The sequence below is a fragment of the Bacillus sp. EB01 genome (genome assembly GCF_000613125.1).
GTDB lineage: Bacteria > Bacillota > Bacilli > Bacillales > Cytobacillaceae > Bacillus_D.
The window spans coordinates 3,705,282-3,726,767 of sequence record NZ_HG964497.1; the positions used below are offsets into that span (position 1 = coordinate 3,705,282).

A 21,486-nucleotide genomic window follows, 5' to 3' on the forward strand; every position below is an offset into this window, starting at 1 on the left:
TTAAATAAAATACTATTACAAAATTGTTACAATTGCAAGATTTTTTTAAATTTTCCTATTTACCCCTTGGAAATTGTTTACACCGTTGGCAGGAGTGGGATTACTCCCTTTTTTTAGCTTTTAATATTATTTAAAAAAAGATTTTTTTTAATTTTCAATGAACTTTTTACGTCAAATTTACATTTGTGATAATAGTTTTGGACCAGCCAAAATCCAATTGAGTAGCCGGCAAGGGCAGGAATTCTTCCCCCGCCGAATAGAAGTTTATCATGTGTTCTTTTTGTTTTTTTGACTTCAAGATTATCCCGAAAAAATTCTTTCCACAAAGACTCCAGTGTTTTTTCCGGATATTTATGGCACCATTCAGCAATAAATTCCTTGCCACATTCCGCTAAAACTGTATATTCAGCGAGCCCTTCCATCACCATCGATTCAAGAAGTGTATTTTCTTCAATCTCCTCTTCTGTTCGATTCATCCTGCAAACATGATGATACTCATGAACAAAAAGTGCCCTTAATTCTTTTTTCCCAATATCAGACGGCAGGAATAGGAAAAGCTTATCCTTGTATGCAACTCCGGACTTCCGGAGGGTGTCTTTTTTGAAGAGTGAATTGCTTCTAGCAATCGGAAAAATGAAAACGGGGATATCTGGACCATTCCATTCTTCCTTATAGGTATTTATCAACTCCCTTGTCCACTCCCAGATCTCTTTTCTTTCGATTAGCCTGGAAAGATCACGCTTGATGCCGGTATTTCTACCAAACATGCCAAAATAGGCTAGTTCCCTATAAATCCTTTCACGCTCCACACCCGGAAAATAGCCTTGAAGCTTGGTTAAGATTTTACTGAGGTCATTCCCGTTTTCTTCATGCCACTCATTTGTATTGATTACTCCCATCTTTGTTCCTCCACTGTGTTTTTTAACAGTGTATGGCCATTATACGGTTCCTGCCCCTTTGCCTTTGATTCATATTTATTGGACACTCGGGAAAACTAGTTCAACTAGGGCACTTTCAAAAGTGGTGATTGAATGAAACTAGCTATATTCATTTCTATTCTGAATGTACTTTTAATTTATACCTTTGCAGTCAAAAGAAGACTTCATATTCTTGAAATGATGGTTATTTGGATGATTGTCTGGTTGATTACTCATTCCATTTCATCTATTTTGACAGTGAATGTTGAGCGCTTGGCCATTTCAAGAAATGTTCAAGAATTTAGCATTCATTTTCTAAAGCGGTTTTTGCTGTATCCTTTAGTAATCATTCATTTTATTGATTTTTCATTACGTTTTAAATCAATTGCTGCCAAAATTGCGATAGCACTTGTGAATGTGTTCGTAATGACTCTCCTTGTGTACCTTTTTATTGAAATAGGAGTTCTTTATTCAAAGGGGTATAAGTGGGGGTATTCAATACTGGAATGGATATTCACGATTGGATTGACAATTGGTGTTTGGTATTTGTATAGAAAGAAATATATGCGGGGGTTGTAAGATGTTATTGTACCCACCGGAACACTTTGATAAGAATGAATGGTTCATCCTTTTCGCCATTGGCTTTAATATTGCCATTTTTGCAGGACTTCCGAAGCGGCTTCCTTATGCTTCAATCCCGCTAATTGTACTGATCAGTATTTCTTTCCCGAAATTATTCGATCATACGATTGCGGTAGCCCCGTACAATTTTTACAACATTAATGACAGCGTCCATTTTGAATACTTCGATCTTCTTCTTTATGGGGTATATCCTGCATTTGGATATCTCTTTATTTACATTTATGATTTCTATAAACCCAGGGGCTATGGGCTAATTCTTTATTTACTCGCCTGGTCCCTTACAGGATCGGCACTTGAATTTCTGCTTACAAAATTAGGGGTATTCACCTATATCCACTGGAATACGGTGTATTCGCTTGCCGTCTATTTAGGGGTGCTGCCCTTTACACTGCTTTTCTATCTTTATGTTGAGAAAACCTTGAAAACCAGGAAAGGCAGTACGAGTGCCAAAAGTGATTAATCTATATAAGTTAAACTAAAAAATTTTAGAAGCTTAGGCGTTTTATTGATTGAAGCGGAAGGCACGAAGACTCGTTCGAAAATGCAAAAGACGCATTTTCTCCTGCGATGTCTTTTCGCTGAAGGTTATTCAACGTCCTAGCGGGAGAAAAGGTCAGTGGGAGACCCCCGCAGGAGCAAAACGACGAGGAGAATGAAATGCGTTAGCGCCTTGGTCAGCCCCGACAAGCGCTCCTCGAAAATGCAAACTACGCATTTTCTTCGAGCGATGCTTAAGCTTCCGAAGCATACTCTTGTGGGGGGCCTGAAGGAGAAGTCGTTTTTTGACTTCACCTGAAGGACTGAAGCGACCTCGAGGGGCTAGGCGCTGAAGCTGAACTAGCTCCCAGGCCACCCGTGGAAAGCGAAGTACCTGTAGCGAAATTACAGAAAAACTTAAGTTTAAGCTATATATATACGTTTAAATATAAAAAACCCTGTAGAATAGACACCTTTTTCAGGTTTCTACCCCACAGGGTTTATCTTATTAAAGCCTTTTGTTACTCATATTTTTTAAAAGCAAGTGTTGCATTATGACCGCCAAATCCAAGTGAATTGCTGATTGCCGCCTTGATTTCCTTTGTCCTGGCTTCATTCGGGACATAATCAAGATCGCATTCCGGGTCAGGCGTTTCGTAATTGATGGTCGGAGGAAGCACTGAATCCCTCATTGCAAGAACTGTAAAGATAGCCTCAACACCGCCAGCGGCACCTAAAAGATGTCCTGTCATCGACTTTGTCGAGCTGACAGCCAGATTATATGCATGTGGTCCAAACACTTCTTTGATTGCCAATGATTCGTATTTATCGTTATACTCAGTGCTAGTTCCATGAGCATTTATATAATCAATTTCTTCAGGCTTCAAGCCGGCATCTTCAATAGCCATCTTCATTGCCCGCACGCCGCCTTCTCCACCAGGAGCAGGGGCCGTAATATGATACGCATCCCCGGTTGCACCGTACCCGACGATTTCGGCATAAATTTTTGCTCCTCGCGCCTTTGCATGCTCTAGCTCCTCAAGTACGAGGATGCCTGCTCCTTCTCCCATTACAAAGCCATCCCTGTTTTTATCAAACGGACGGCTAGCAGTTCCTGGATCCGGATTAGTTGATAATGCTGTGTTTGCACAGAAACCAGCAACAGCCATTTTTGTGATTGGAGCTTCTGTTCCCCCGGTAATCATGGCATCTGCATCGCCGCGCTGGATGACCTTAAACGCATCGCCAATCGAGTTCGTCCCGGTTGCACACGCTGTTACCGTACAGGAGTTAAAGCCTTTTGCACCAAGCATAATGGATACTTGGCCTGCAGCCATGTCAGGAATCATCATTGGTACGAAAAACGGGCTGACCCTCTTATAACCCCGGTTCTGAAAGATTTCGAACTGTGTTTCAAAAGTCTCCATTCCACCTATACCGGAGCCTATCCAAACGCCAATTCGATGTGCGTTTTCATCCACAATCGACAGTCCGGAATCTACAACTGCCATTTTCGAGGCTGCAATGGCATATTGTGTGAAACGATCCATTTTCCTTGCTTCTTTTTTCTCCATGTAGCTTTCCGGATTGAAATCATTAATCTGTGCGGCAACCTTGGCTGGATATTCATCTGCGTTCACCCTTGTAAGAGGCCCAACACCGGATTTACCGGCAACAATATTCTTCCATGTGGTTTCCGCATCGAGGCCAAGCGGCGTCACTGCGCCAATACCTGTTACAACTACCCTACGATTTGCCATTCAAGAGACAACTCCTTTACAGTGGTTTCTTCTTAAAAGGGCAAGCTGCCCTAATTATTTGATTTGAATCTAAATCCTTGGAAAAATACCTCTACACTATTGTAAAGGTTTTATTTTCCCCATCTTATCGCGATTGCACCCCAGGTGAGGCCTCCGCCAAATCCGACCATAACTACGATATCATCATCCTTGATCTTGCCTGCCGCAATGTCATCTACAATCGAGATGGGAATCGATGCTGCAGATGTATTCCCGTATTTATTAATTGTATAGGACACTTTTTCAACTGGCAATTCAAGCCGCTGGCGTGCTGCCTCAATAATCCGGATATTTGCCTGATGAGGGACAAGATAGTCGACATCTTCCTTCGTCAACCCTGCTTTTTTCACGACATTCAGACTGCTCTCGCCCATTTGGCGAACAGCAAATTTGAATACTTCCCGGCCATTCATAATGATGTTTTCTTCCTGATAAAGGTGTTTCCCACCGGTACCGTCTGCTCCCAATTCAAAGGACAGGATTCCTCTGTCCCCGCTTACCGGTCCAAGCACAACAGCCCCAGCTCCATCACCAAAGAGGACGGCTGTATTGCGGTCTTCCCAATCAACAATTTTTGAAAGCTTTTCTACGCCAACTACTAATACGTGCTTATAGACACCTGTTTCAATAAATTGCTTTCCTGTAATGATGCCGTACATGAATCCCGCACAAGCAGCGCTAACATCCATGGCAGCAGCTTTCTTTGCGCCAAGCTTTTCCTGGAGCATGCAAGCTACTGAAGGGAACGGCCTGTCAGGTGTCACCGTTGCGACCAGGATCATATCAATCTCCTCCGCCGTTACTCCTGCCGTCTCCAACGCCTGAAGCGCCGCTTGATAAGCCATGTCCGAAGTATTGATTGAGGCATCGGCAATCCGCCTTTCCTCAATTCCTGTCCGGGTACGGATCCACTCGTCCGATGTGTCCATCCTTTTCTCAAGGTCAAAGTTTGTAACAACTGTTTCGGGAACATATTTACCTATTCCAATAATGCCAGCTCGCATGGCGGCCAACTCCTTATTATAAAAATTATCCATATACTATTATCAATTATTATGACTTGGTACTAATTTTATCAATTCAAATTGATATTGGCAATAGGCAAAGTGAAGCTTAGATTTATCTTCCTCTAACACATATAGGCAGATTAACGTGTAAATCCTATGTTTCTCCGCATTTGTCCATCCACTTACTCCACTGCAACATATTATTAATATGGAGAGAGCTGTTTTGAAAGGAGGTCTAAAATGGATGAGAAACTGACGGAAAAGGAAGATCGCTTTTCAAAAATGATGTTCGGAGCGAGAAGAAACCCCGAACCTGAAAAAGGACAGGAGAATCCTCTTTTCGAGATCCTTAATGGTACTCACAGCAAAAATTCAATTGATTACGCCCTTCTTTTAGATGTTATCGATAAGCTGGCTGATTCAGCTGAAAAACTAAAACCTGTTATATCTAAAGTCTACCCTCAGATCCAGCAAATCTGGAAGAGCTAAAGCGGAAGCTCCTTCGTGACAAGCAAAGAACGGCTCGCGACAGGCCAAACTCGCCTGTCTCTGCGATGATTATTCACAGATGCTTCCATCTCTGTCCCTGCGATGCTCATTCACGGAAGCTTTCCTTTGTGTCTCTGCGATGGATTATTCACAGATGCTTCCCTTGCAATATTATTCCCGAATGCTTTCCTTGTGGAGCTGGACCAAAATAAATAGCTGCCTGTTCCCAGGCAGCTTTCTTCTTCCATAATTTATAGACGTTATAAATTCCATGCTTCGCAAATCGTCCGAATCGCAGAGCGTCTCTGCCTAGCAATACCTTCCTTATTCGAAACTGATGCTACTACTGATTCAATCTGTAATCTTTCATATATTATGTCGTTGCTTTGCAGGCTTTCTGGCAAGGACATCCCCAATAATTCTGCACACGATCTCCAATTATCCTTGCAATTGCTCCTTAATACAAAAGTCTCTGCTTTTCCCCGCTCTATAAGTTCTATCACCTTTTCGGCGGCATCATCGCAATAAATTGCATCCCCCGTATACTCCTGGTTAGGATCCGGTGAGTCAGTTTTTCCTAAAATCATTTTTTGAAATATATATCTTTCAGGCTGATATGGACCAAATAGTGTCGGCAGATAAACTTTCATGATGGTCTCGCTTTCACTTTCGGCAATGCAGTCTTCTGTGAATGCGAGTTCAATGGGTAAAACAAGAACCACTGGCCCTTCCCAGTCTTTTTTTTCAATAATAGACCTAAGGCTCTGTAGACAATTCTTATGATCATCAAGGTTGAGCCAATCATACATCGAGATAACAATGACTCCTGGATCTTCCAAGAACTCAGCTTTTGATTCGTACGGCATACTTTGGAAATTGCCGTTTCTGCCTATTTCATTCATCATATCTTCCTTATAGGATGCTGATTCATTTCCATATGGAATACCTACAACCTCGTAACCACGCTCAAGTAAAATCTTACAAAGATGAAATCCAAAAAAACCGAATCCTCCAATGACTGTTGCCTTTTCCATGATATTTCCTCCTTGCAGGTTTCACTGTATCGTATGCCTGCAGGCTAAAAAGATTTACAGAAGATCCATCTTATAGGACTTTTTCATGCCTGGAAAAAAATTTAGCGATTTCGCCTCCCAACTGACTGGCTTTTTCCGGCAGCATAAAGGTTTCGGTTATCTGCGCCTGGCCACGGACCGCATCGGTTATATTCTTGCATGTGCGGGATTGCTGGTATGACCTTCCCCCGGCGAGGATGTACACTACTCGTATAGGGATACCAAATGATAAATCAGGCTTGCTTTCAGATTCGATATGCCGTGCCGCAATTCGGCTGTCCATTTCATGGGCATCGGCTATCTCCTGCAAAACTTTTTTGTAAAAAAATCTATGTTCTTTCTCCTGTTCCATATGCATTTTCAGCGAAAGGATTGGGTTAATTAAAACTACCGACCGGATATTCTCCTTCATCTCGTTCGCCATTTTTAAAGCAGCCAGGGCCCCCATTCCCTCGGCAATAATATGGATTTTATTATTCAGGATCTCATTTTTCATTACATAGCTATATAGCAAGGAGCCTAGCAGGACAGCTTTCGCCGAACCCCAATGCCTTCCATGGAAATTTGAAGTAAAGAGCGTATAGCCAGCTTCCTTCAATGTGGAGAGTATTTGTTGTTTCCCGGGATTTTGTTTCCAGAAGCTTGTTTCTTCATTCACAAAATGCCGTTCATCACCAAAGATCATCACTCCGAATCCGGTTGGTTTTTCGGGGTAATAGATTGCACTCCATTCGTTTTCCAGTTGAAAATGACGATTTTCCATACTTAAAACTCCTTCTGCCTTTATCCACTAACTAGTGTATGTAGCCACGCAAGGAATGAAATAGGGACTTTTCCCAAAATGCAACCATATCATGTTTTTTAACTATATTTTGGTTTTCTTCTCTTTGGTCATTGTGATAAGATGAAAAGAGATTATGACGGGTTGAGGTGACAATATGAAATATTTTTGGACATTTTTCTGGGTAATTCTTTTAGTAGAAATGTTGGCTTATGTTTCGACATCCATGCTTGGAGCCACGTTCGACTACAAGGGTGCTGCGGTCCTAGGTATCATTACCGCTGCAATCGTATCATTCGTTCCTGTTTTAATTCCTAACGATCCTGTTGAAAACCATCATTAATCCATGCAAGGTCATCCTAAACGGATGGCCTTTTACTTTTCATCCCCTTTCTTTTACCCGAATTAAAAATGATTCAACCGCTGGAACTATTCAGGTACAAAGTGTTATTTCATAGCTAATGAACAAAAAATAAAAGCCATCGTCTTCGATGGCTAAAAATGAACTACTATTTAGTGGCCTCTTTTATCAGTGTAGGTCCATATCCTCTCATGATTTGACGCTTCAGGGAAAGGCTGGCCTTTCTTCAGATGAATTTTCTGCGGATTGGTTACCGGGCTCCCAGTGTCCCCTATTTCAATATACGTACCATTATTCGGAGCCTTTTGGCCAGGTTTGAATTGATGGTTTTGTCCCATATGAGAATCCTCCTTGCTTAATGGCTTATTGCCTACCATTAGTATTTCCGAGGTCCCGAACAACATCGAAGGGAAGTTTTGTCAAACAAGGGAATGAAAACGTGGTTGAATTTGTCATTTGTATGAACCTTCTTCCCAACATATAGTTTTTTTATTTCGTTAGCAATATAATAATAGTAATAACTAATCTTGACATGGAAAATAAAGTATCCTTCTAAAGGTAGGTGGCAATCATGCAATCTCTTGCAGGAGCACCGGCAAAACTAAATGAAATTCTTAGAGAGACTCATCATATCCAGAAGATTGAAAAAGGGAACTTCCTGTTCCAGGAAGGCTCTCCTTCAAAGGAAATATACATTCTTCTTAGCGGATTAATTCAGGTAAGCAAAATCATTCCTGATGGCAGGGAATTGACATTGAGGATTTGTTCGGAGGGTGATCTTATCGGTGAGTTGAACATCTTCTGTGCAACTCCCAGGAACCTCTTAAGTGCAAAGGCGATGGAAAGCGGAGAAGTCGCAGTTATCATGAAAGATCATCTCGAGGCCAAGCTGGCTGAGAACAATGAGCTGGCATTGGAATTCATGAAATGGATGAGCCAGCAATACAGGAAAACACAGACAAAATTCCGTGATCTTGTCCTTCACGGAAAAAAAGGCGCCCTATACTCCACCTTAATTCGGATGGCCAACAGTTATGGAGTTAAAACAAGCAATGGCATCATGATTGACTTGCTCTTGACAAACCAGGAGGTCGCAAATTTCTGCGGGACGTCAAGGGAAGTGGTTAACCGTCTGTTGAGCGAGCTCCGAAAAAAAGGAATAATTTCAATAGACAAAGGAATCATTACGATTCACAAGCTCCCCTTCCTAAGAAGAGAAATTGATTGTGAAAACTGCCCGAAGGAAATTTGTAATATTGATTAACATAAATAATGCCTGCCGAATCATTTCGGCAGGTTTTTTTCATACCCTCAGCTTGGAAGAAGTCTCCCCCCGCACCACTAACAAACATGCATATGGCAAAACAAAATTCCTGATGCTCTATCCGTCCATACAAATTATCAACTAAGTAAAAGGAGGAGATGGCAGTTGCCTCTCCTCCTTCAATCTCTTATATTAGATGCACTGCTATGAAAATGAAAAATATCACCGAGTTAACGATTTCTGCAACACCGATTTGAAACGGACTCATTTTCCTTCCATAAAAGCCGATTGCCCTTGCGAGGCTTGGCAGGAAAGCTACTGTAATCAGCCATTGAGCCATGATGATCCAGAAGACCGTGACAGCAGCATGATATCCCCAGGATATCCACTTGAAATTGCTATTTTTCTTTTCACGTATCATAGATTTAACAAAGAATGTGCTGCCGATGAAAAACAAAACAGACACTATAAACACGAGCATTGCTTCTCCTGATACTGCACCAGCCGGCAAATATGCGCTTGCCAGTCCAGCGAAGGAAAATGCAAAAATCGCACTGAAATCATTTATTATATGGCGATCCTGATTTTTTGACGAAAAGTAGGCATTAATAGCGAAAAAGGGAAGCATCATTAGACCAAAATAGACAACTGACGGCCGCTCAAACAATGGGAAGAGCAAAAGCAAGAGCGCTGGTACCAGGTAAATAACTGTCCATTTTGCATGGAAGGCAATTTTCTTCTTTTTAAAAAGAAGCAGCATTGGGTATGTCGCCAAATAAAGAAATATCCATCCTAAAAAGAATGGGACATGCTCCCAAACAAACCCCGAGGCCACAACTCCAAGCCAGAAAGGAACAATCAGCATCGCCCATGCACCGTGCTGTTTTGGCATAAATAATCTCATGTAAAACACCCCTGTTTGCTTTTTCTTACCTTTATCATAGGCGAGCAAAACAGTTAAAAGTGTGAAGTACGTCACAGATAGTGTTTATTAAAATGACGAAATTGAGAACGAATCAACTTACTAAAAAAGGCTATGGCATTGAAAATTGATTTTATAGCAGAGTTGATTGGAGCGGATGGCGCGAGACTCGATAGAAAATGCAAAAAACGCATTTTCTCCTGCGATGCTTTTTCAGGGTTGATTATTCAACGTCCTGTGGGAGCAGCTGGACAGGTGAGACCCCGCAGGAGCAAAGCGACGAGGAGGCTCACCGCCAGCCCCACGGAAAGCGAAGCGCCTTGTGACAGGCAAAAAAACGCCTGTCTCTGCGATGATTATTCTAAGAAGCTTCCCTTTGTGTAGCGGAGATCAACGCACTTTTTTAACACATCATAAAAAAAGAAGGCAATTGCCTTCTAATTAGCGAGTAACATATTTCTTAGTGATTGCTTTTATGAACTGGAAAGGCTTTGAAATAAAGGAAATATACTTTGTAAACGAGATGAATAATAGAAAGGTAAATAACAATAATAAATGGACCTGCGTCAAGATTGATGCGCTTTTTAGCAATTCAAACTCTGGCCTGAAATGCAACAAACTGATCAGCCATTCAAACATATTAGACAAGTCCCCAGTCGATCTATAAAAAAGAATTAATCCAATGCCTGTTACAGTTGTAAGCAACCATAACGATTTTACAAACCAATTGAGGAACTGGCTCATCTTTGGGGCTATTTCCTGAAAAATGCCGGGAGAGCCATATTGCCATACAATTCCCATTCCAAAAACAGCTGCGACGGTATAAGGATAAATCAGCCAGGCAAACCAATGAAACATCTCCATCCAGTCACTCCTCTTAACAAATCACATGTTTCATTTTATAGAAGGAATCATGACAATTCAGTGACAAAAGTAACTGCTTTGGAAAATTATTCATCTAATTTATCTATCAGCGCATTTTTTTAAGGATTATTTGAAAAAGCTCATCCAGCATGGAATGAGACTTTATTGGAAAGACGGGCACTTCGTAAAGGTTTTGAGGAGCGGCTTCCCAATGAATAACTGCCATAACCTGGTCAAGCTGGTTTGGCAGCTCTTCAGCCCCTTGGTTTCGCACGAGGACAAATTTGGGATAACCTGCCCGTTTATGTCCTTCGATCAGAATTATATCCGGGCCAAGCTCGGCAAGCAGAGAGACCTGCTGTTGCAGTTCCCAGCTCTCCTGTTCCGCGTGCATAATAAGAGAGCCATCTCCTTCTACAAGCGAAGCAATGGCTCCCGCATCCATATGCCTGGTCGAATCTTTGCCTTCAGGAACCGCCGGCTTACCCCCATGTCCATGATGCTTGATGGCTGCCACTTTAAGCCCTTCTTTTGTTAACAGACGAATCAGCCCTTCTGACAGGGTTGTTTTACCGCTGTTTTGATAGCCGACAACCTGAAAAACGAATGGCCTTACCATGGCCATTCGCTTCCTTCTTGATCATCAAGTAGGAGGGCTTCCACTTCCGTTCCCGCTTCAAATCCCCTGGTCCCGCCTGGCAAAATCATAAGTGAATTTGCTCCGGCAAGACTCATGACAATATTTGATTTATCCAGCCCGCTTGGAGTGGCAATCAGCCTTCCATTTTGGAATGAAACTGTGCTCCTGACAAACCTGGTGAAAGGATTCGCCTTTGGAAAATCTGTATCAAGTATGGCTAGTTCTTTACGCAGGTGCGGCTTTTCCGAGCAAAGTATCGTTCTGATGATCGGCCTTGCAAATAGCTCAAAGCCAACGTAGCAGGCGGAAGGATTGCCGGACAGGCCAAACAGCAGCTTTCCATTAAAATGAGCAACAGTCGTCACACTGCCCGGCCGCATTCCAACTTTATTGAAAAGCACCTCAGCCCCCAGCTTTTCATAAATCGCAGGCATATAATCAAAGTCCCCTACAGAAACGCCACCGGTAGTTATGAGCATATCAACCTTATCCAATGATTCCTTAACAGCTTCAAAACATGTGTCAAAATCATCAGGAAGGCTGCCAAAATAGTCAGCCTTTGCCCCTGCACGTTCGATTTGCGCCGCAATCATGTATGAATTGCTATTGCGTATTTTGCCTGGGACAAGCGGATCATTGACTTCAAGGAGTTCTGTTCCGGTTGCATAAAGGCCGACAATCGGCTTTTTAGCTACAGGCACTTCCGCATATCCAAAGGTAGCGAGCATTGCCTGGATTCCAGGATTAATGATGGTCCCTTTTTTAACAAGAACTTCTCCCTCTTTGGCATCTTCTCCCTTAAAGGAAACATTCTCGCCCTTTTTTATTTTGCGTTTAATAGTCATAAAGTTTTTTCCATTGCGTTCGGCGGTTTTAACAAGCTCGAGCATCATGACTGCGTCTGCCCCTTCCGGCATCATTGCACCGGTCATAATCCTGACTGCCTGCCTTTTCCCAAGTACCTTTGAGGTTGTTTGTCCTGCCCCGATATGGTCAATCACTTCAAATTCAACAGAATTGTCCAATCCTGCCTCAAGTGAGTCTTCTGAACGAATTGCAAACCCGTCATATGGCGCTCTCGTGAAATGGGGAACATCGCTGGTTGCAACAAGATCCTCTGCCAAAAAACGACCATAGCTCTCGTTAATAGATATGAATTCGGACTGGCCGTTTTGTTTATGTGACATAATCCGTTGAACCGCTTCACCAATAGAGATTGGTTTTCTCATTTCGAGCATGTAATCATCTCCTGAGCCAATACTGTTTGTTCATTTAACTATCTCCACTATTAGGGTACTCGAAACAATGCCCTATGGCAAACGTGTAAATCGTGTATATTTTATGTCTAAATCCTGAATTAATTGAAAAATATTCTCAAGTGTGACGCACATCACCAACTTCTTTATTCATATGAAGTAATTTAGATATAGAAGCTGAATTATTACCTTTTACAAGGAGGATATATAACTAATGTTAAAAACGTATTCCGAACAGACTCTTGTCAGAGACCTAGTGAATGATTTCCCAAAAACTGCGGATGTTTTTAAAAAGGTTCGTATAGATTTTTGCTGCGGAGGAGCCACTCCTATTGCTGCAGCAGCAGCCGCCGGCAACGTGGATCTTGAAACCTTAATGGGGAATCTTGAAGAAGTTATTCAAAAAAGCAGCGGAGTAGAAAATGACCTTAAGGTATGGATGGATTCCAGCTCACCGTCAATTATCGATCATGTGATTGCTCAGTACCATAACCCACTCCGCGAGGAATTTGCGGCACTGAGCCCGTATGTAACCAAGGTTGCCCGCGTACATGGCGAGAACCATCCAGAGTTATTGAAAATGCATGAACTTTTTTATGAATTGAAAAAAGAAATGCTTGAGCACGTAGACAAAGAAGAAGCAACTGTCTTCCCTCTTATTAATCAGCTTGAGGCGGACACCATTGAGGATCGTGAACAGGCCCTTAATTATATTAAGGAGCTGGAACAGGAGCATGACCATGCCGGTTCCATCCTGAAGCAGCTTCGTGAGGTAACGGGCGACTTTACTCCGCCAATCGATGCATGCGGAACATACCGGCTCGTCTACCGCCGACTGGAAATGCTTGAAGATCAAACCTTCATGCATGTCCATCTTGAAAACAATATCCTGTTCCCAAGATATTTCTAATATAAGAAGTTTTATATGAAGAGCTGCTTCTAAAGGTAAGTTGAAATGACTACCTTTTAGGAGCAGCTCTTTATTTTTGTTACCTTCCTTTTAACGTGAGGCGGTTTCCTACATCCTTATTAATAATAGCTGTGATAAACAACATGTTGATTTTGATTCACAAAGGGACGTTCTAGAGAATCATTATCGCAGAGGAGGCTTTTACCTTTCACGAGGGGTTTCCTATTCCACTGGGAGCAAGAGCCAGTAGCGTCGCCCCGGTTCTTGACGACCCTGCTAGTCATGTAATCGTGGTACAGTCATCAATAGTGATTCTTGACGACCCTCCTGGTTATGTAATCATGGGTGCGGTCGTCAATAAAGGTTCTTGACGACCCTGCTGGTTATGTAATCGGGGGTGTGGTCGTCAATAGTGATTCTTGACGACTCTGCTTGTTATGTAATCGTGGGTGCGGTCGTCAATAGAGGTTCACTACCTTTTCTTAGTAGGTTGAATTAATCTTACTAGAAAAAGCACCCAAAGAGAAAAGCGATGCATTATGAGAGAGTCTTTGCACCTTCCACTTTAAATAAATTGGTCTTAAATTCTCTTAAGCATATTATTTTAAATTTGAGGACTAAGTAAAAAAACTGCCTGGAGAGTTACACCGGGCAGTTTATTCATTAAATTATAAGGTCCAAGCTTCTTGTCTTAATCCTCCGAGGGATTATTATCCGCCAATATAGGACATTTCAATTTTTTTGCGGTTGGCTGTTGTTTCTTCAGTCCGTTCATCCGAATATCGGTCCGAGCGGCCGTTCCAAATCGATGTTACCCGTTCTGCAATTTCCTCATCTGTTGCACCGTTCCGCATAAAGTTGCGCAGGTCATGGCCGTTCCCGTTGAACAAGCATGTAAAGATCTGGCCATTGGCAGACAGGCGGGAGCGTGTACAGCTGGAACAGAAGGATTCTGAAACTGATGTAATGAAACCTACATCCATATCTGTACCTTTATAACGATACAGCTTGGCCACTTCGCCAAAATATGCAGGATCAACTGCTTCAAGCTCATAATTTTCTGAAAGCATATCAAAGATTTGCTTTTTCGTAATAACATCGTCCATTTTCCAGCCATTCGTGCTGCCGACGTCCATAAATTCAATGTATCGAAGCTGCAGACCATTGTTCTTGCAATATTCCGCCATCGGTAGAATTTCCTGGTCATTCAGGCCTTTTTTGACGACCATATTCACCTTGACGCCAAGGCCGGCGTTTCTTGCTGCGGCAATCCCATCAAGGACCGGTTTTGTTCCGACATTTCTGCCATTAATTTCACCAAAGAGCTTGTCATTCAGGCTATCAAGGGAGACATTTACCCTTTTTAGTCCCGCGGCTTTTAGCTGCTCAGCGTACTTTGGAAGCAGAACACCATTTGTTGTCAGCCCGATATCGCTCAGTCCTTCAATCTTTGAAAGCTTTTCAACGAGCACTGGCATGTCCCTGCGGAGTAGCGGCTCACCGCCGGTTAGGCGAATTTTTTCAACCCCGAGGCTAACAAAAATTCTGGCAAGCCTCTCAATCTCTTCATAACTTAACAGGGCCGTCTTTGGTAAAAATACAAAATCAGGACCGAACTTATCTGCAGGCATGCAATATTGGCAGCGGAAATTGCAGCGATCGATGACCGAAATCCTTAAATCCCTTAGTGGCCGGTTCAATTTATCTTTAATAATGAATTTTTCCATTTTATCAACTCCAATATATGGGGTTCACTTCAGGCATCGCATACTTAATCAAAGACTATCAAAAAACGGTGTAGCTACAAGGAACTCTTGCTTTCTCCCAATACCATTTGGAAATCGTTCATCTATTAACAAGAATTACATATTTGCATATTGTTTACTTTATTATCTTATTTTAGCATAGAACAAATCTCTGTGGTTATGTCTTTGCCTTTTCTGAAGCAGTTGTCAAAGAAAGTTCACGTTTGGGCCAAATGTTAACAGTTTTCACTGTATTGTCATTGTTAATTGGGTTTCAACCTTTTCACTTAATGTACAATAATAGTAACTTAAATCACAGACGGATACGTATTTATCATAAACTAAAGAGGTGGATGAAATGGGCGCTGTTAAAACAATGAAACCTACCCACTCGATCGAAATAAAAGAGATTCTCCATTTTGCGGATAGAAAATTTAAAACAGAGCGCGGCACGTTTTTATTTCAGGAAGGGATGGAGGCCGAAGAACTCTACATCGTCCTATCCGGGAAGATCCAAATAAGCAAGATTACCTCAGACGGCAGGGAGCTTTCTCTCCGGATTTGTGGTGAGAATGATATTTGCGGAGAACTCACTTTATTTACCGCCAATCCGAAATATCTCCTAAGTGCTAAAATACTTGAGGAGGGCGAAGTCGCGGCAATTCGCAAGGAAATTATTGAAACGGAAATTTTCCAGAACAGTACTCTTGCTTTTGAATTTATGAAATGGATGAGTGACCATTTCAGGAAAACACAAACCAAGTTTCGGGACCTCGTCCTGAACGGCAAACGCGGAGCACTATTTTCAACACTAATCCGAATGACTAACAGCTATGGTGTCCACCTCAATACTGGTATCCTAATTGATTTACCATTAACAAACCAGGACCTTGCCAATTTCTGCGGCACATCCAGAGAAAGTACAAACCGGATATTAAGTGAGTTAAAGCGTGACGGTATTGTTTCTATTAAAAAAGGAAAGATTACTGTTCACGACCTTGATTATCTTAAACTTGAAATTGGCTGCGAGAACTGCCCCGCAGTGTATTGCAGTATAGAATAATAAGTTTTTTTGATGGGGCCAGAGCAGCATTGTTTTGGCCTTTTTATTTTACTAACAGCAATACAGGGAGCCCTGCAGCTACAGGGCTCCCTGTTTTTTTGTACTATTAAGATGGTATATCTTTTTTGGAGCTATTTAGCTCTGGGTTTGCTTCGCCCTTAATGCCTTCGGGATGTAAACGCAGAATGGTTCGCTTTCAAGATAGTCCCCAGTCATCGCATAGGCCCTCGAACGAGATCCTCCGCATACGTGGCGGAATTCACAGACACCGCACTTGCCCTTGTATTCATCCGGGTTTCGTAATGATTTAAACACTGGAGAATTCCGATAAATCTCGGCAAGCGGAGTTTCTCTTACGTTGCCTGCCTTGATTGGCAGCAGGCCGCTTGGGTATACATCACCGATATGGGAGATGAATACAAAGCCGTTGCCGTCATTTACTCCCTTTGGGGCACGACCAAGGCCGTCAATTGAACCTGTCAGTCCGTTTTCAGTCAATGCATCAAGGTATTCAATATCCCCTTTTTGCTGCTTGGCCTCACGCATTTTTTGCTGAATAACCACACGGCGGTAATGCTGGCCCGCGGTGGTTTTTATGTCAAATGAAACTTTCTTGCTCAAGTCATACAGCCAGCGGAAAACATGCTCATGCTGTACCGGCGAAATCATATCGCTTTCCTGGCCCCTTCCTGTCGGGACAAGGAAAAAAACGCTCCAGAGGACACACTCAAGTTCCTCCATCAATTGAGCCATTTCATCAAGATAATCAATGTTATATCGTGAAATAACCGTGTTGATTTGAATCGGAATTTCAAGTTCATGCAAATATTTAATCCGTTCAAGTGTCAGATCAAAGGATCCTGCTGTACCCCTGAAATGGTCATGGACTTCAGCATTCGGACCATCAAGGCTAAACGCCCAGCGGGAGAGCCCTACTTCCTTTGCCTTTTCGATTGCTTCTTTTGTGACATTTGGCGTTGCACTTGGTGTCATTGAAACGCGTACACCTTTTTCGACGGCATATTTGGCTATATCAAATACATCCTTGCGCATGAGCGGGTCGCCGCCTGTAAAAACAAGCATCGGGTTTTGCATATCATATATTTGGTCAATCAGGTTCTTGCCTTCTTTAAAAGACAGTTCACGCGGGTCACGCATATATTGTGCTTCTGCCCTGCAATGCAGACACTTAAGCTGGCAGGCACGAGTCAGTTCCCATATAACGATGAAAGGATTTTCATTAAAGTCCCTCGCGAAGGGGTTCTTTTTCATAACCTGTTCAGGGTCGAAAGCAATATTTGGAATAAATGCCATACTAAAACGCCTCCTAATTGACTTACAGTTACTAGCCTTGTTACTCGTATTATAAAACTGTCAGGATAGTGAAAATGTGAGGTACGTCACATCGCTGGAAGTTTCTATGGCGTATTTGTGAAAGATGACAACATAAACAACATGTTTATATACTAAATATAAACATCACGTGATTGGACGCTGCACTGTGTAATTTTTATTAAAGACCTGCATATTGATATATTTCAGCTTTTTACGGAAGTGAGGACTTTTTTATGAAGAAAATCGGATTACTTTTTCTGCTCAGTCTTTCATTAATTTTGAGCGGCTGTACCACAGCGTATGACGAGGATTACACGAAGACCCACAAACAAATGCTTGATCATTTTTTAGGGGATTGGACATTGGAGAATACCCAGGAGGAATTTCAGCCAGCTTCAGAGGCGTTAGAAGATGATGAAGAGTACATAAGTTGGGACATCCGCTATAAAGCCAGCGACGGCAAGGAACAAACTTTCCATATGGTAAATAACGAAGGAATCCTTTATAGCCTGCACCGGCACTTGCTAAATCTTTACTTTTCAGAATTGAGGAATGAACTAGGTACTATTCCCGATGCTACTCTCGATTTAGTGGATGCCCATCAAGCCGCAACGATTAATCAACTGGCTTACGAGCAAAATCGAGACAAAGTATTGGAAAATTACAAGGATGTATATGACTTTAAGAATTTTCAGCTCCAAAATGCACATTCTAATTCTGCTTATTATTTTAGCCTGAGCGTCGATGACCCTTCTTCACTAGAAGCAATGGAAACAAAAATTCTCAGCATTATTCCTAAACTCAATATGGTTACCAAACAGCGCGGAACCACTACCATCTTTAACTATTATATAAATGGAAAGAACATTACTTTATCTGAACACCCCTCCTATGATTATTCAACAATGGAATCAATGCAAGAAATACATATCTATGAAGAACTGCTGAGAAAGGGAACACCACATTACAACATAGAAGATTTGTATAAAGAATAAAAATTTTTAAAAAGCGTGCTACCTTTTGGTTCACGTTTTTTATTTTTAGGCCCAACTGGCACAAAGATCATAGGCGGGAAAAACTTTGGAAGGAAATGGGCTACGGGAAAGGGGTAGGATGAACAATATATTGAGGTCACTAATGAGTATTAAACTTGTAGACATTACCGTTCTAAATTTAGGCTAAATGGGTACAAATTTGGTAGTTTTAAAAATGCCTGGAGCATATTTTGCCCCAAGCATTTTTTGTCTAATTGACATATTGCATTTTTAGGAAATCGTCAATACTTCATAGCTGGCGGCAAGTTCGACAAATTCACCCATTGTACTAATCTTGCCTACCGAGATGGCCTCGGTTAGTCCATAATGCTCAACGCATGTTTTACAAGCAAGAATTTCAACGCCCTTCTGCTCAAGCTCCTTCAGGTGAACAGACACGAACGAATCATCTGTCATCAAATATACACCAGAATTCATGCAGAATACTGCCCTCGGTAACTCATCTCGCTGCTTTAACAATGTGAAAAATGTTTCGAGGACATTTTCACCAAGCTGCTCATCACCTCTGCCAAGCTGGCTGGAGCTGGCTAGGATTACTTTGTTCTTCATTAGAATGACCCGCCTTCCGTTTGATTTACCTGATACCTAATGCGATTTTCGCATAGCGGGACATCATCTCTCTGCTCCAAGGCGGATTGAACACAATGTTTACCTCTGTATCCTTAACCTCCGGAATATCAGCCAGTGCACGCTTTACCTGGTCGACGATTGTTCCTGCGAGCGGGCAGCCCATTGCAGTCAATGTCATGGTAACCGTTGCAACGCCTTCCTCATCCATCTCTACATCATAAACCAAACCCAAGTTAACAATATCAATGCCCAGTTCAGGGTCGATAACAAGCTCCAATGCTCCCATGATACTATCTTTTAAATCCTGATCCATTTATATCGCTCCTATCATATATTTTTAAAAGCATTATTCCTTTTTTAGTCCAATACCCTGTTGAGATGCTTTTCATCCACCAAAATTCCAGATCCAAGGTGAAGGTCAAACCAATCGACAAGGCCGTATGTACCCTGCTTTGTCACCTTGTGCCCAACATATTTTTCGGAAATAAACTTCAGAGCTCCCTGGCGTCCTTTATCCTGCAAGCTTTGGTAAAACTCCCAGGCAAATCGGTGAGGAACAATCGTATCGGCTTCACCATGCCAGAATAAAAGAGGTCTGTCTGCCAGTTTTTCCGGCTGAAGGGTCAGGTCATATTCCTTTAATGCCTCTAGCTGAACCCTTAACTCCTCTTCGGATTGGGGAAGGTTGTAGCCCTGCTTTTGAAGCTCGGAAACTTGCCAGTTAGCCATATCATAATAATTAGGGGAACCCATCAAACTTACCGCTGCACGAATCCAATCATACTGGGTTAGTGCACCAAGTGTGACAATCCCGCCCATTGAAGTCCCTGCAAGCCCAATTCGGTCCGGGTCGGCAAGACCTTTTTCAACATAATAGTCCTTCAGGCCATTTACTTCATGGATTGTATTTATTACAATTTCCCAAAAGCGAACAGATAACTCATTTTGGGACAGGCCCGCTTCACGTTCTCCATGATGGACTGCTTCTGGGAGGATAACGCGAAAACCTTTCTCAGCAAGCAAATAAGCAATATGGAGATTATTCTCCTTTGCACTTCCAAAGCCATGGACAAAAATAATAAAAGGCAGCTGTTCCGTTTGTAGGTGCTCATTAATCACATGCAGGACGGGAATACTGTTAACTACTTCCTTATTTATTCCAATCAAACGAAAAACCCTCCCACACATCTGGATTATATCGGATTTAAAATCCGTTTGGTGTGAATTTTTTTACACCCTGGCTGTTTTATTGGTAACATGTTGTTTATAGACGCTGTAACAAATGTCACCACTAGTTTATCATTTTTACAGCGGGAATCATAAAAAATACCCTTATATAAAAAGTTTGCACTAAGAAGGAGATGCCATGACTGAAAAACACTTGATTGCACTTGATCTGGATGGAACGCTGCTAACGGATGATAAGGTTGTCTCCGATAAAACGAAAAATGTTCTGGCGAAAGCAAGAGAAGAAGGCCATATTGTGATGATTTCAACAGGCCGGCCGTATCGTTCAAGCGAGATGTATTACCATGAGCTTGGTCTTGACACCCCAATCGTCAATTTCAATGGAGCCTTCGTGCATCATCCTCTCGACCAAACGTGGGGAGCGTATCATACCCCACTCGATATTAAGGTTGCAAAAGATATTGTTGAGGCATGCAGGAACTTTACATTCCATAATATTATTGCCGAAGTTATTGATGATGTATATTTCCATTACCATGATGAAAAACTGATTGACCTGTTCACGTGGGGAAATCCAAAAATCACGTCAGGTGACCTTGCCCAAAAGCTTGAGGATTCACCAACAGCGATGCTAATCCACAGCGAGGAAGAGGATGTCAAAAAAATCCGTGCCCATCTAAGCGAGGTACATGCCGAGGTCATTGACCACCGCAGCTGGGCGGCTCCATGGCATGTTATTGAAATTATAAAAACCGGGATGAATAAAGCTGTCGGAGTAAAGCGTGTTGCAGATTATTATGGAATTCCAAAAGAGCGAGTCATTGCCTTTGGTGACGAAGATAATGACCTTGAAATGATTGAGTACGCTGGTAAAGGTGTAGCTATGGGCAACGCAATTGATGCACTAAAAACTATCGCCAAGGATATTACCCTGACCAATCAGGAAGATGGAATAGGCGTGTACCTTGAGAATGCTCTAAATTTAAAAACAAAAATCTATTAGAGAAGTTTTTGCCCCGTGATAATCAGCGGGGCTTTTATTATCATTGCTGCTTTAAAGGGGATAATATTGCATTTTTTAAACTGAATTTATTGTAGCGGAAGGCGCGAAGACTCGTTCGAAAATGC

The 21,486-nt window shown here is 42.1% G+C and carries 24 protein-coding genes; 9 read left to right on the plus strand and 15 right to left on the minus strand.

The window, feature by feature from the left end; genetic code table 11:
* Positions 1-113: 113 nt before the first annotated feature.
* A complete protein-coding gene (locus tag TY16_RS17225; RefSeq protein WP_043933058.1) occupies positions 114-899 on the minus strand; it encodes a DUF2268 domain-containing protein in 786 nt (261 codons plus the stop codon).
* Positions 900-1,031: 132 nt separating this feature from the next.
* On the opposite strand from TY16_RS17225, the gene TY16_RS17230 reads away from it, so the two are divergent.
* Entirely contained in the window at positions 1,032-1,496 is a 465-nt protein-coding gene (locus TY16_RS17230; RefSeq protein ID WP_043933059.1) for a hypothetical protein, read from the plus strand.
* A gap of 1 nt (position 1,497) precedes the next feature.
* Positions 1,498-2,019, plus strand: coding sequence for a hypothetical protein (locus TY16_RS17235; RefSeq protein ID WP_043933060.1), 522 nt, complete (start codon positions 1,498-1,500; stop codon positions 2,017-2,019).
* Positions 2,020-2,557: 538 nt separating this feature from the next.
* On the opposite strand, the gene fabF is transcribed toward TY16_RS17235, so the two are convergent.
* Together fabF and TY16_RS17245 are read right to left on the minus strand one after the other, a co-directional pair.
* The gene (gene fabF / locus TY16_RS17240; RefSeq protein ID WP_043933061.1) at positions 2,558-3,796 is read right to left on the minus strand and encodes a beta-ketoacyl-ACP synthase II; all 1,239 of its coding nucleotides are present in this window, start codon (positions 3,794-3,796) and stop codon (positions 2,558-2,560) included.
* A gap of 110 nt (positions 3,797-3,906) precedes the next feature.
* Positions 3,907-4,839, minus strand: coding sequence for a beta-ketoacyl-ACP synthase III (locus TY16_RS17245; RefSeq protein ID WP_043933062.1), 933 nt, complete (start codon positions 4,837-4,839; stop codon positions 3,907-3,909).
* Positions 4,840-5,082: 243 nt separating this feature from the next.
* Here TY16_RS17245 and TY16_RS17250 point away from each other — a divergent pair, with 243 nt between their 5' ends.
* Positions 5,083-5,331, plus strand: a complete 249-nt coding sequence (locus tag TY16_RS17250; protein ID WP_043933063.1) for a hypothetical protein — start codon at positions 5,083-5,085, stop codon at positions 5,329-5,331.
* A 260-nt stretch (positions 5,332-5,591) separates the two neighbouring features.
* On the opposite strand, the gene TY16_RS25330 is transcribed toward TY16_RS17250, so the two are convergent.
* On the minus strand, positions 5,592-6,365 hold the full coding sequence (locus TY16_RS25330; protein ID WP_052342777.1) for a hypothetical protein: 774 nt from the start codon (positions 6,363-6,365) through the stop codon (positions 5,592-5,594).
* Between the two features lie 70 nt (positions 6,366-6,435).
* Complete coding sequence (locus tag TY16_RS17260) at positions 6,436-7,167, minus strand: hypothetical protein (RefSeq protein WP_043933064.1); 732 nt, start codon at positions 7,165-7,167, stop codon at positions 6,436-6,438.
* A gap of 175 nt (positions 7,168-7,342) precedes the next feature.
* Between TY16_RS17260 and TY16_RS17265 the strand changes: the two genes are divergently transcribed.
* A complete protein-coding gene (locus TY16_RS17265; protein ID WP_043933065.1) occupies positions 7,343-7,528 on the plus strand; it encodes a YjzD family protein in 186 nt (61 codons plus the stop codon).
* 170 nt (positions 7,529-7,698) lie between these two features.
* Here TY16_RS17265 and TY16_RS17270 read toward each other — a convergent pair whose 3' ends face one another.
* Entirely contained in the window at positions 7,699-7,884 is a 186-nt protein-coding gene (locus TY16_RS17270; RefSeq protein ID WP_043933066.1) for a YjzC family protein, read from the minus strand.
* A gap of 233 nt (positions 7,885-8,117) precedes the next feature.
* Here TY16_RS17270 and TY16_RS17275 point away from each other — a divergent pair, with 233 nt between their 5' ends.
* Complete coding sequence (locus TY16_RS17275; RefSeq protein WP_043933067.1) at positions 8,118-8,810, plus strand: Crp/Fnr family transcriptional regulator; 693 nt, start codon at positions 8,118-8,120, stop codon at positions 8,808-8,810.
* A gap of 187 nt (positions 8,811-8,997) precedes the next feature.
* Here TY16_RS17275 and TY16_RS17280 read toward each other — a convergent pair whose 3' ends face one another.
* The 4 genes from TY16_RS17280 to TY16_RS17295 form a co-directional block, all read right to left on the minus strand.
* Positions 8,998-9,714, minus strand: coding sequence for a YwiC-like family protein (locus tag TY16_RS17280; protein ID WP_043933068.1), 717 nt, complete (start codon positions 9,712-9,714; stop codon positions 8,998-9,000).
* A gap of 459 nt (positions 9,715-10,173) precedes the next feature.
* Entirely contained in the window at positions 10,174-10,596 is a 423-nt protein-coding gene (locus TY16_RS17285; RefSeq protein WP_043933069.1) for a respiratory nitrate reductase subunit gamma, read from the minus strand.
* A gap of 106 nt (positions 10,597-10,702) precedes the next feature.
* Complete coding sequence (gene mobB / locus TY16_RS17290) at positions 10,703-11,221, minus strand: molybdopterin-guanine dinucleotide biosynthesis protein B (protein ID WP_043933070.1); 519 nt, start codon at positions 11,219-11,221, stop codon at positions 10,703-10,705.
* Entirely contained in the window at positions 11,209-12,474 is a 1,266-nt protein-coding gene (locus tag TY16_RS17295) for a molybdopterin molybdotransferase MoeA (protein WP_043933071.1), read from the minus strand. Before TY16_RS17295 ends, mobB begins: the two co-directional genes overlap by 13 nt.
* A gap of 232 nt (positions 12,475-12,706) precedes the next feature.
* Here TY16_RS17295 and ric point away from each other — a divergent pair, with 232 nt between their 5' ends.
* The gene (gene ric / locus TY16_RS17300) at positions 12,707-13,402 is read left to right on the plus strand and encodes an iron-sulfur cluster repair di-iron protein (protein WP_043933072.1); all 696 of its coding nucleotides are present in this window, start codon (positions 12,707-12,709) and stop codon (positions 13,400-13,402) included.
* Positions 13,403-14,112: 710 nt separating this feature from the next.
* On the opposite strand, the gene moaA is transcribed toward ric, so the two are convergent.
* Entirely contained in the window at positions 14,113-15,129 is a 1,017-nt protein-coding gene (gene moaA / locus TY16_RS17305) for a GTP 3',8-cyclase MoaA (protein ID WP_043933073.1), read from the minus strand.
* A gap of 376 nt (positions 15,130-15,505) precedes the next feature.
* On the opposite strand from moaA, the gene TY16_RS17310 reads away from it, so the two are divergent.
* A complete protein-coding gene (locus TY16_RS17310; protein WP_043933074.1) occupies positions 15,506-16,210 on the plus strand; it encodes a Crp/Fnr family transcriptional regulator in 705 nt (234 codons plus the stop codon).
* 135 nt (positions 16,211-16,345) lie between these two features.
* Here TY16_RS17310 and TY16_RS17315 read toward each other — a convergent pair whose 3' ends face one another.
* Positions 16,346-17,482: a TIGR04053 family radical SAM/SPASM domain-containing protein gene (locus TY16_RS17315; RefSeq protein WP_043934814.1), complete on the minus strand. Its 1,137-nt coding sequence runs from the start codon at positions 17,480-17,482 to the stop codon at positions 16,346-16,348.
* 296 nt (positions 17,483-17,778) lie between these two features.
* Between TY16_RS17315 and TY16_RS17320 the strand changes: the two genes are divergently transcribed.
* Complete coding sequence (locus TY16_RS17320) at positions 17,779-18,540, plus strand: hypothetical protein (RefSeq protein WP_043933075.1); 762 nt, start codon at positions 17,779-17,781, stop codon at positions 18,538-18,540.
* Positions 18,541-18,810: 270 nt separating this feature from the next.
* On the opposite strand, the gene TY16_RS17325 is transcribed toward TY16_RS17320, so the two are convergent.
* Genes TY16_RS17325 through yjfP form a run of 3 tightly spaced genes read right to left on the minus strand, consistent with a single transcriptional unit; the run spans position 18,811 to position 20,337 of the window.
* Positions 18,811-19,149, minus strand: coding sequence for a DsrE family protein (locus tag TY16_RS17325; protein ID WP_043933076.1), 339 nt, complete (start codon positions 19,147-19,149; stop codon positions 18,811-18,813).
* A 25-nt stretch (positions 19,150-19,174) separates the two neighbouring features.
* Positions 19,175-19,483 (minus strand): metal-sulfur cluster assembly factor, encoded by a 309-nt coding sequence (locus TY16_RS17330; protein ID WP_043933077.1) that lies wholly within the window; start codon positions 19,481-19,483, stop codon positions 19,175-19,177.
* Positions 19,484-19,527: 44 nt separating this feature from the next.
* Positions 19,528-20,337 carry an esterase gene (gene yjfP / locus TY16_RS17335; RefSeq protein ID WP_043933078.1) on the minus strand — a complete coding sequence of 270 codons (810 nt, stop codon included), beginning with the start codon at positions 20,335-20,337 and terminating at the stop codon, positions 19,528-19,530.
* 199 nt (positions 20,338-20,536) lie between these two features.
* On the opposite strand from yjfP, the gene TY16_RS17340 reads away from it, so the two are divergent.
* Positions 20,537-21,361, plus strand: a complete 825-nt coding sequence (locus TY16_RS17340; RefSeq protein WP_043933079.1) for a Cof-type HAD-IIB family hydrolase — start codon at positions 20,537-20,539, stop codon at positions 21,359-21,361.
* Positions 21,362-21,486: the final 125 nt, after the last annotated feature.

What these genes read in the sequence shown, in the direction of transcription:
- TY16_RS25330 (WP_052342777.1), bottom strand. Translation starts at nt 6,365, where the DNA reads ATGGAAAAGGCAACAGTCATTGGAGGATTCGGTTTTTTTGGATTTCAT.
- TY16_RS17330 (WP_043933077.1), bottom strand. Translation starts at nt 19,483, where the DNA reads ATGGATCAGGATTTAAAAGATAGTATCATGGGAGCATTGGAGCTTGTT.
- TY16_RS17315 (WP_043934814.1), bottom strand. Translation starts at nt 17,482, where the DNA reads ATGAAAAAGAACCCCTTCGCGAGGGACTTTAATGAAAATCCTTTCATC.
- TY16_RS17260 (WP_043933064.1), bottom strand. Translation starts at nt 7,167, where the DNA reads ATGGAAAATCGTCATTTTCAACTGGAAAACGAATGGAGTGCAATCTAT.
- TY16_RS17270 (WP_043933066.1), bottom strand. Translation starts at nt 7,884, where the DNA reads ATGGGACAAAACCATCAATTCAAACCTGGCCAAAAGGCTCCGAATAAT.
- TY16_RS17280 (WP_043933068.1), bottom strand. Translation starts at nt 9,714, where the DNA reads ATGAGATTATTTATGCCAAAACAGCACGGTGCATGGGCGATGCTGATT.
- TY16_RS17340 (WP_043933079.1), top strand. Translation starts at nt 20,537, where the DNA reads ATGACTGAAAAACACTTGATTGCACTTGATCTGGATGGAACGCTGCTA.
- moaA (WP_043933073.1), bottom strand. Translation starts at nt 15,129, where the DNA reads ATGGAAAAATTCATTATTAAAGATAAATTGAACCGGCCACTAAGGGAT.
- TY16_RS17235 (WP_043933060.1), top strand. Translation starts at nt 1,498, where the DNA reads ATGTTATTGTACCCACCGGAACACTTTGATAAGAATGAATGGTTCATC.
- TY16_RS17265 (WP_043933065.1), top strand. Translation starts at nt 7,343, where the DNA reads ATGAAATATTTTTGGACATTTTTCTGGGTAATTCTTTTAGTAGAAATG.
- TY16_RS17225 (WP_043933058.1), bottom strand. Translation starts at nt 899, where the DNA reads ATGGGAGTAATCAATACAAATGAGTGGCATGAAGAAAACGGGAATGAC.
- TY16_RS17275 (WP_043933067.1), top strand. Translation starts at nt 8,118, where the DNA reads ATGCAATCTCTTGCAGGAGCACCGGCAAAACTAAATGAAATTCTTAGA.
- TY16_RS17245 (WP_043933062.1), bottom strand. Translation starts at nt 4,839, where the DNA reads ATGCGAGCTGGCATTATTGGAATAGGTAAATATGTTCCCGAAACAGTT.
- TY16_RS17310 (WP_043933074.1), top strand. Translation starts at nt 15,506, where the DNA reads ATGGGCGCTGTTAAAACAATGAAACCTACCCACTCGATCGAAATAAAA.
- ric (WP_043933072.1), top strand. Translation starts at nt 12,707, where the DNA reads ATGTTAAAAACGTATTCCGAACAGACTCTTGTCAGAGACCTAGTGAAT.
- TY16_RS17250 (WP_043933063.1), top strand. Translation starts at nt 5,083, where the DNA reads ATGGATGAGAAACTGACGGAAAAGGAAGATCGCTTTTCAAAAATGATG.
- TY16_RS17320 (WP_043933075.1), top strand. Translation starts at nt 17,779, where the DNA reads ATGAAGAAAATCGGATTACTTTTTCTGCTCAGTCTTTCATTAATTTTG.
- TY16_RS17295 (WP_043933071.1), bottom strand. Translation starts at nt 12,474, where the DNA reads ATGCTCGAAATGAGAAAACCAATCTCTATTGGTGAAGCGGTTCAACGG.
- TY16_RS17325 (WP_043933076.1), bottom strand. Translation starts at nt 19,149, where the DNA reads ATGAAGAACAAAGTAATCCTAGCCAGCTCCAGCCAGCTTGGCAGAGGT.
- fabF (WP_043933061.1), bottom strand. Translation starts at nt 3,796, where the DNA reads ATGGCAAATCGTAGGGTAGTTGTAACAGGTATTGGCGCAGTGACGCCG.
- TY16_RS17285 (WP_043933069.1), bottom strand. Translation starts at nt 10,596, where the DNA reads ATGGAGATGTTTCATTGGTTTGCCTGGCTGATTTATCCTTATACCGTC.
- mobB (WP_043933070.1), bottom strand. Translation starts at nt 11,221, where the DNA reads ATGGCCATGGTAAGGCCATTCGTTTTTCAGGTTGTCGGCTATCAAAAC.
- TY16_RS17230 (WP_043933059.1), top strand. Translation starts at nt 1,032, where the DNA reads ATGAAACTAGCTATATTCATTTCTATTCTGAATGTACTTTTAATTTAT.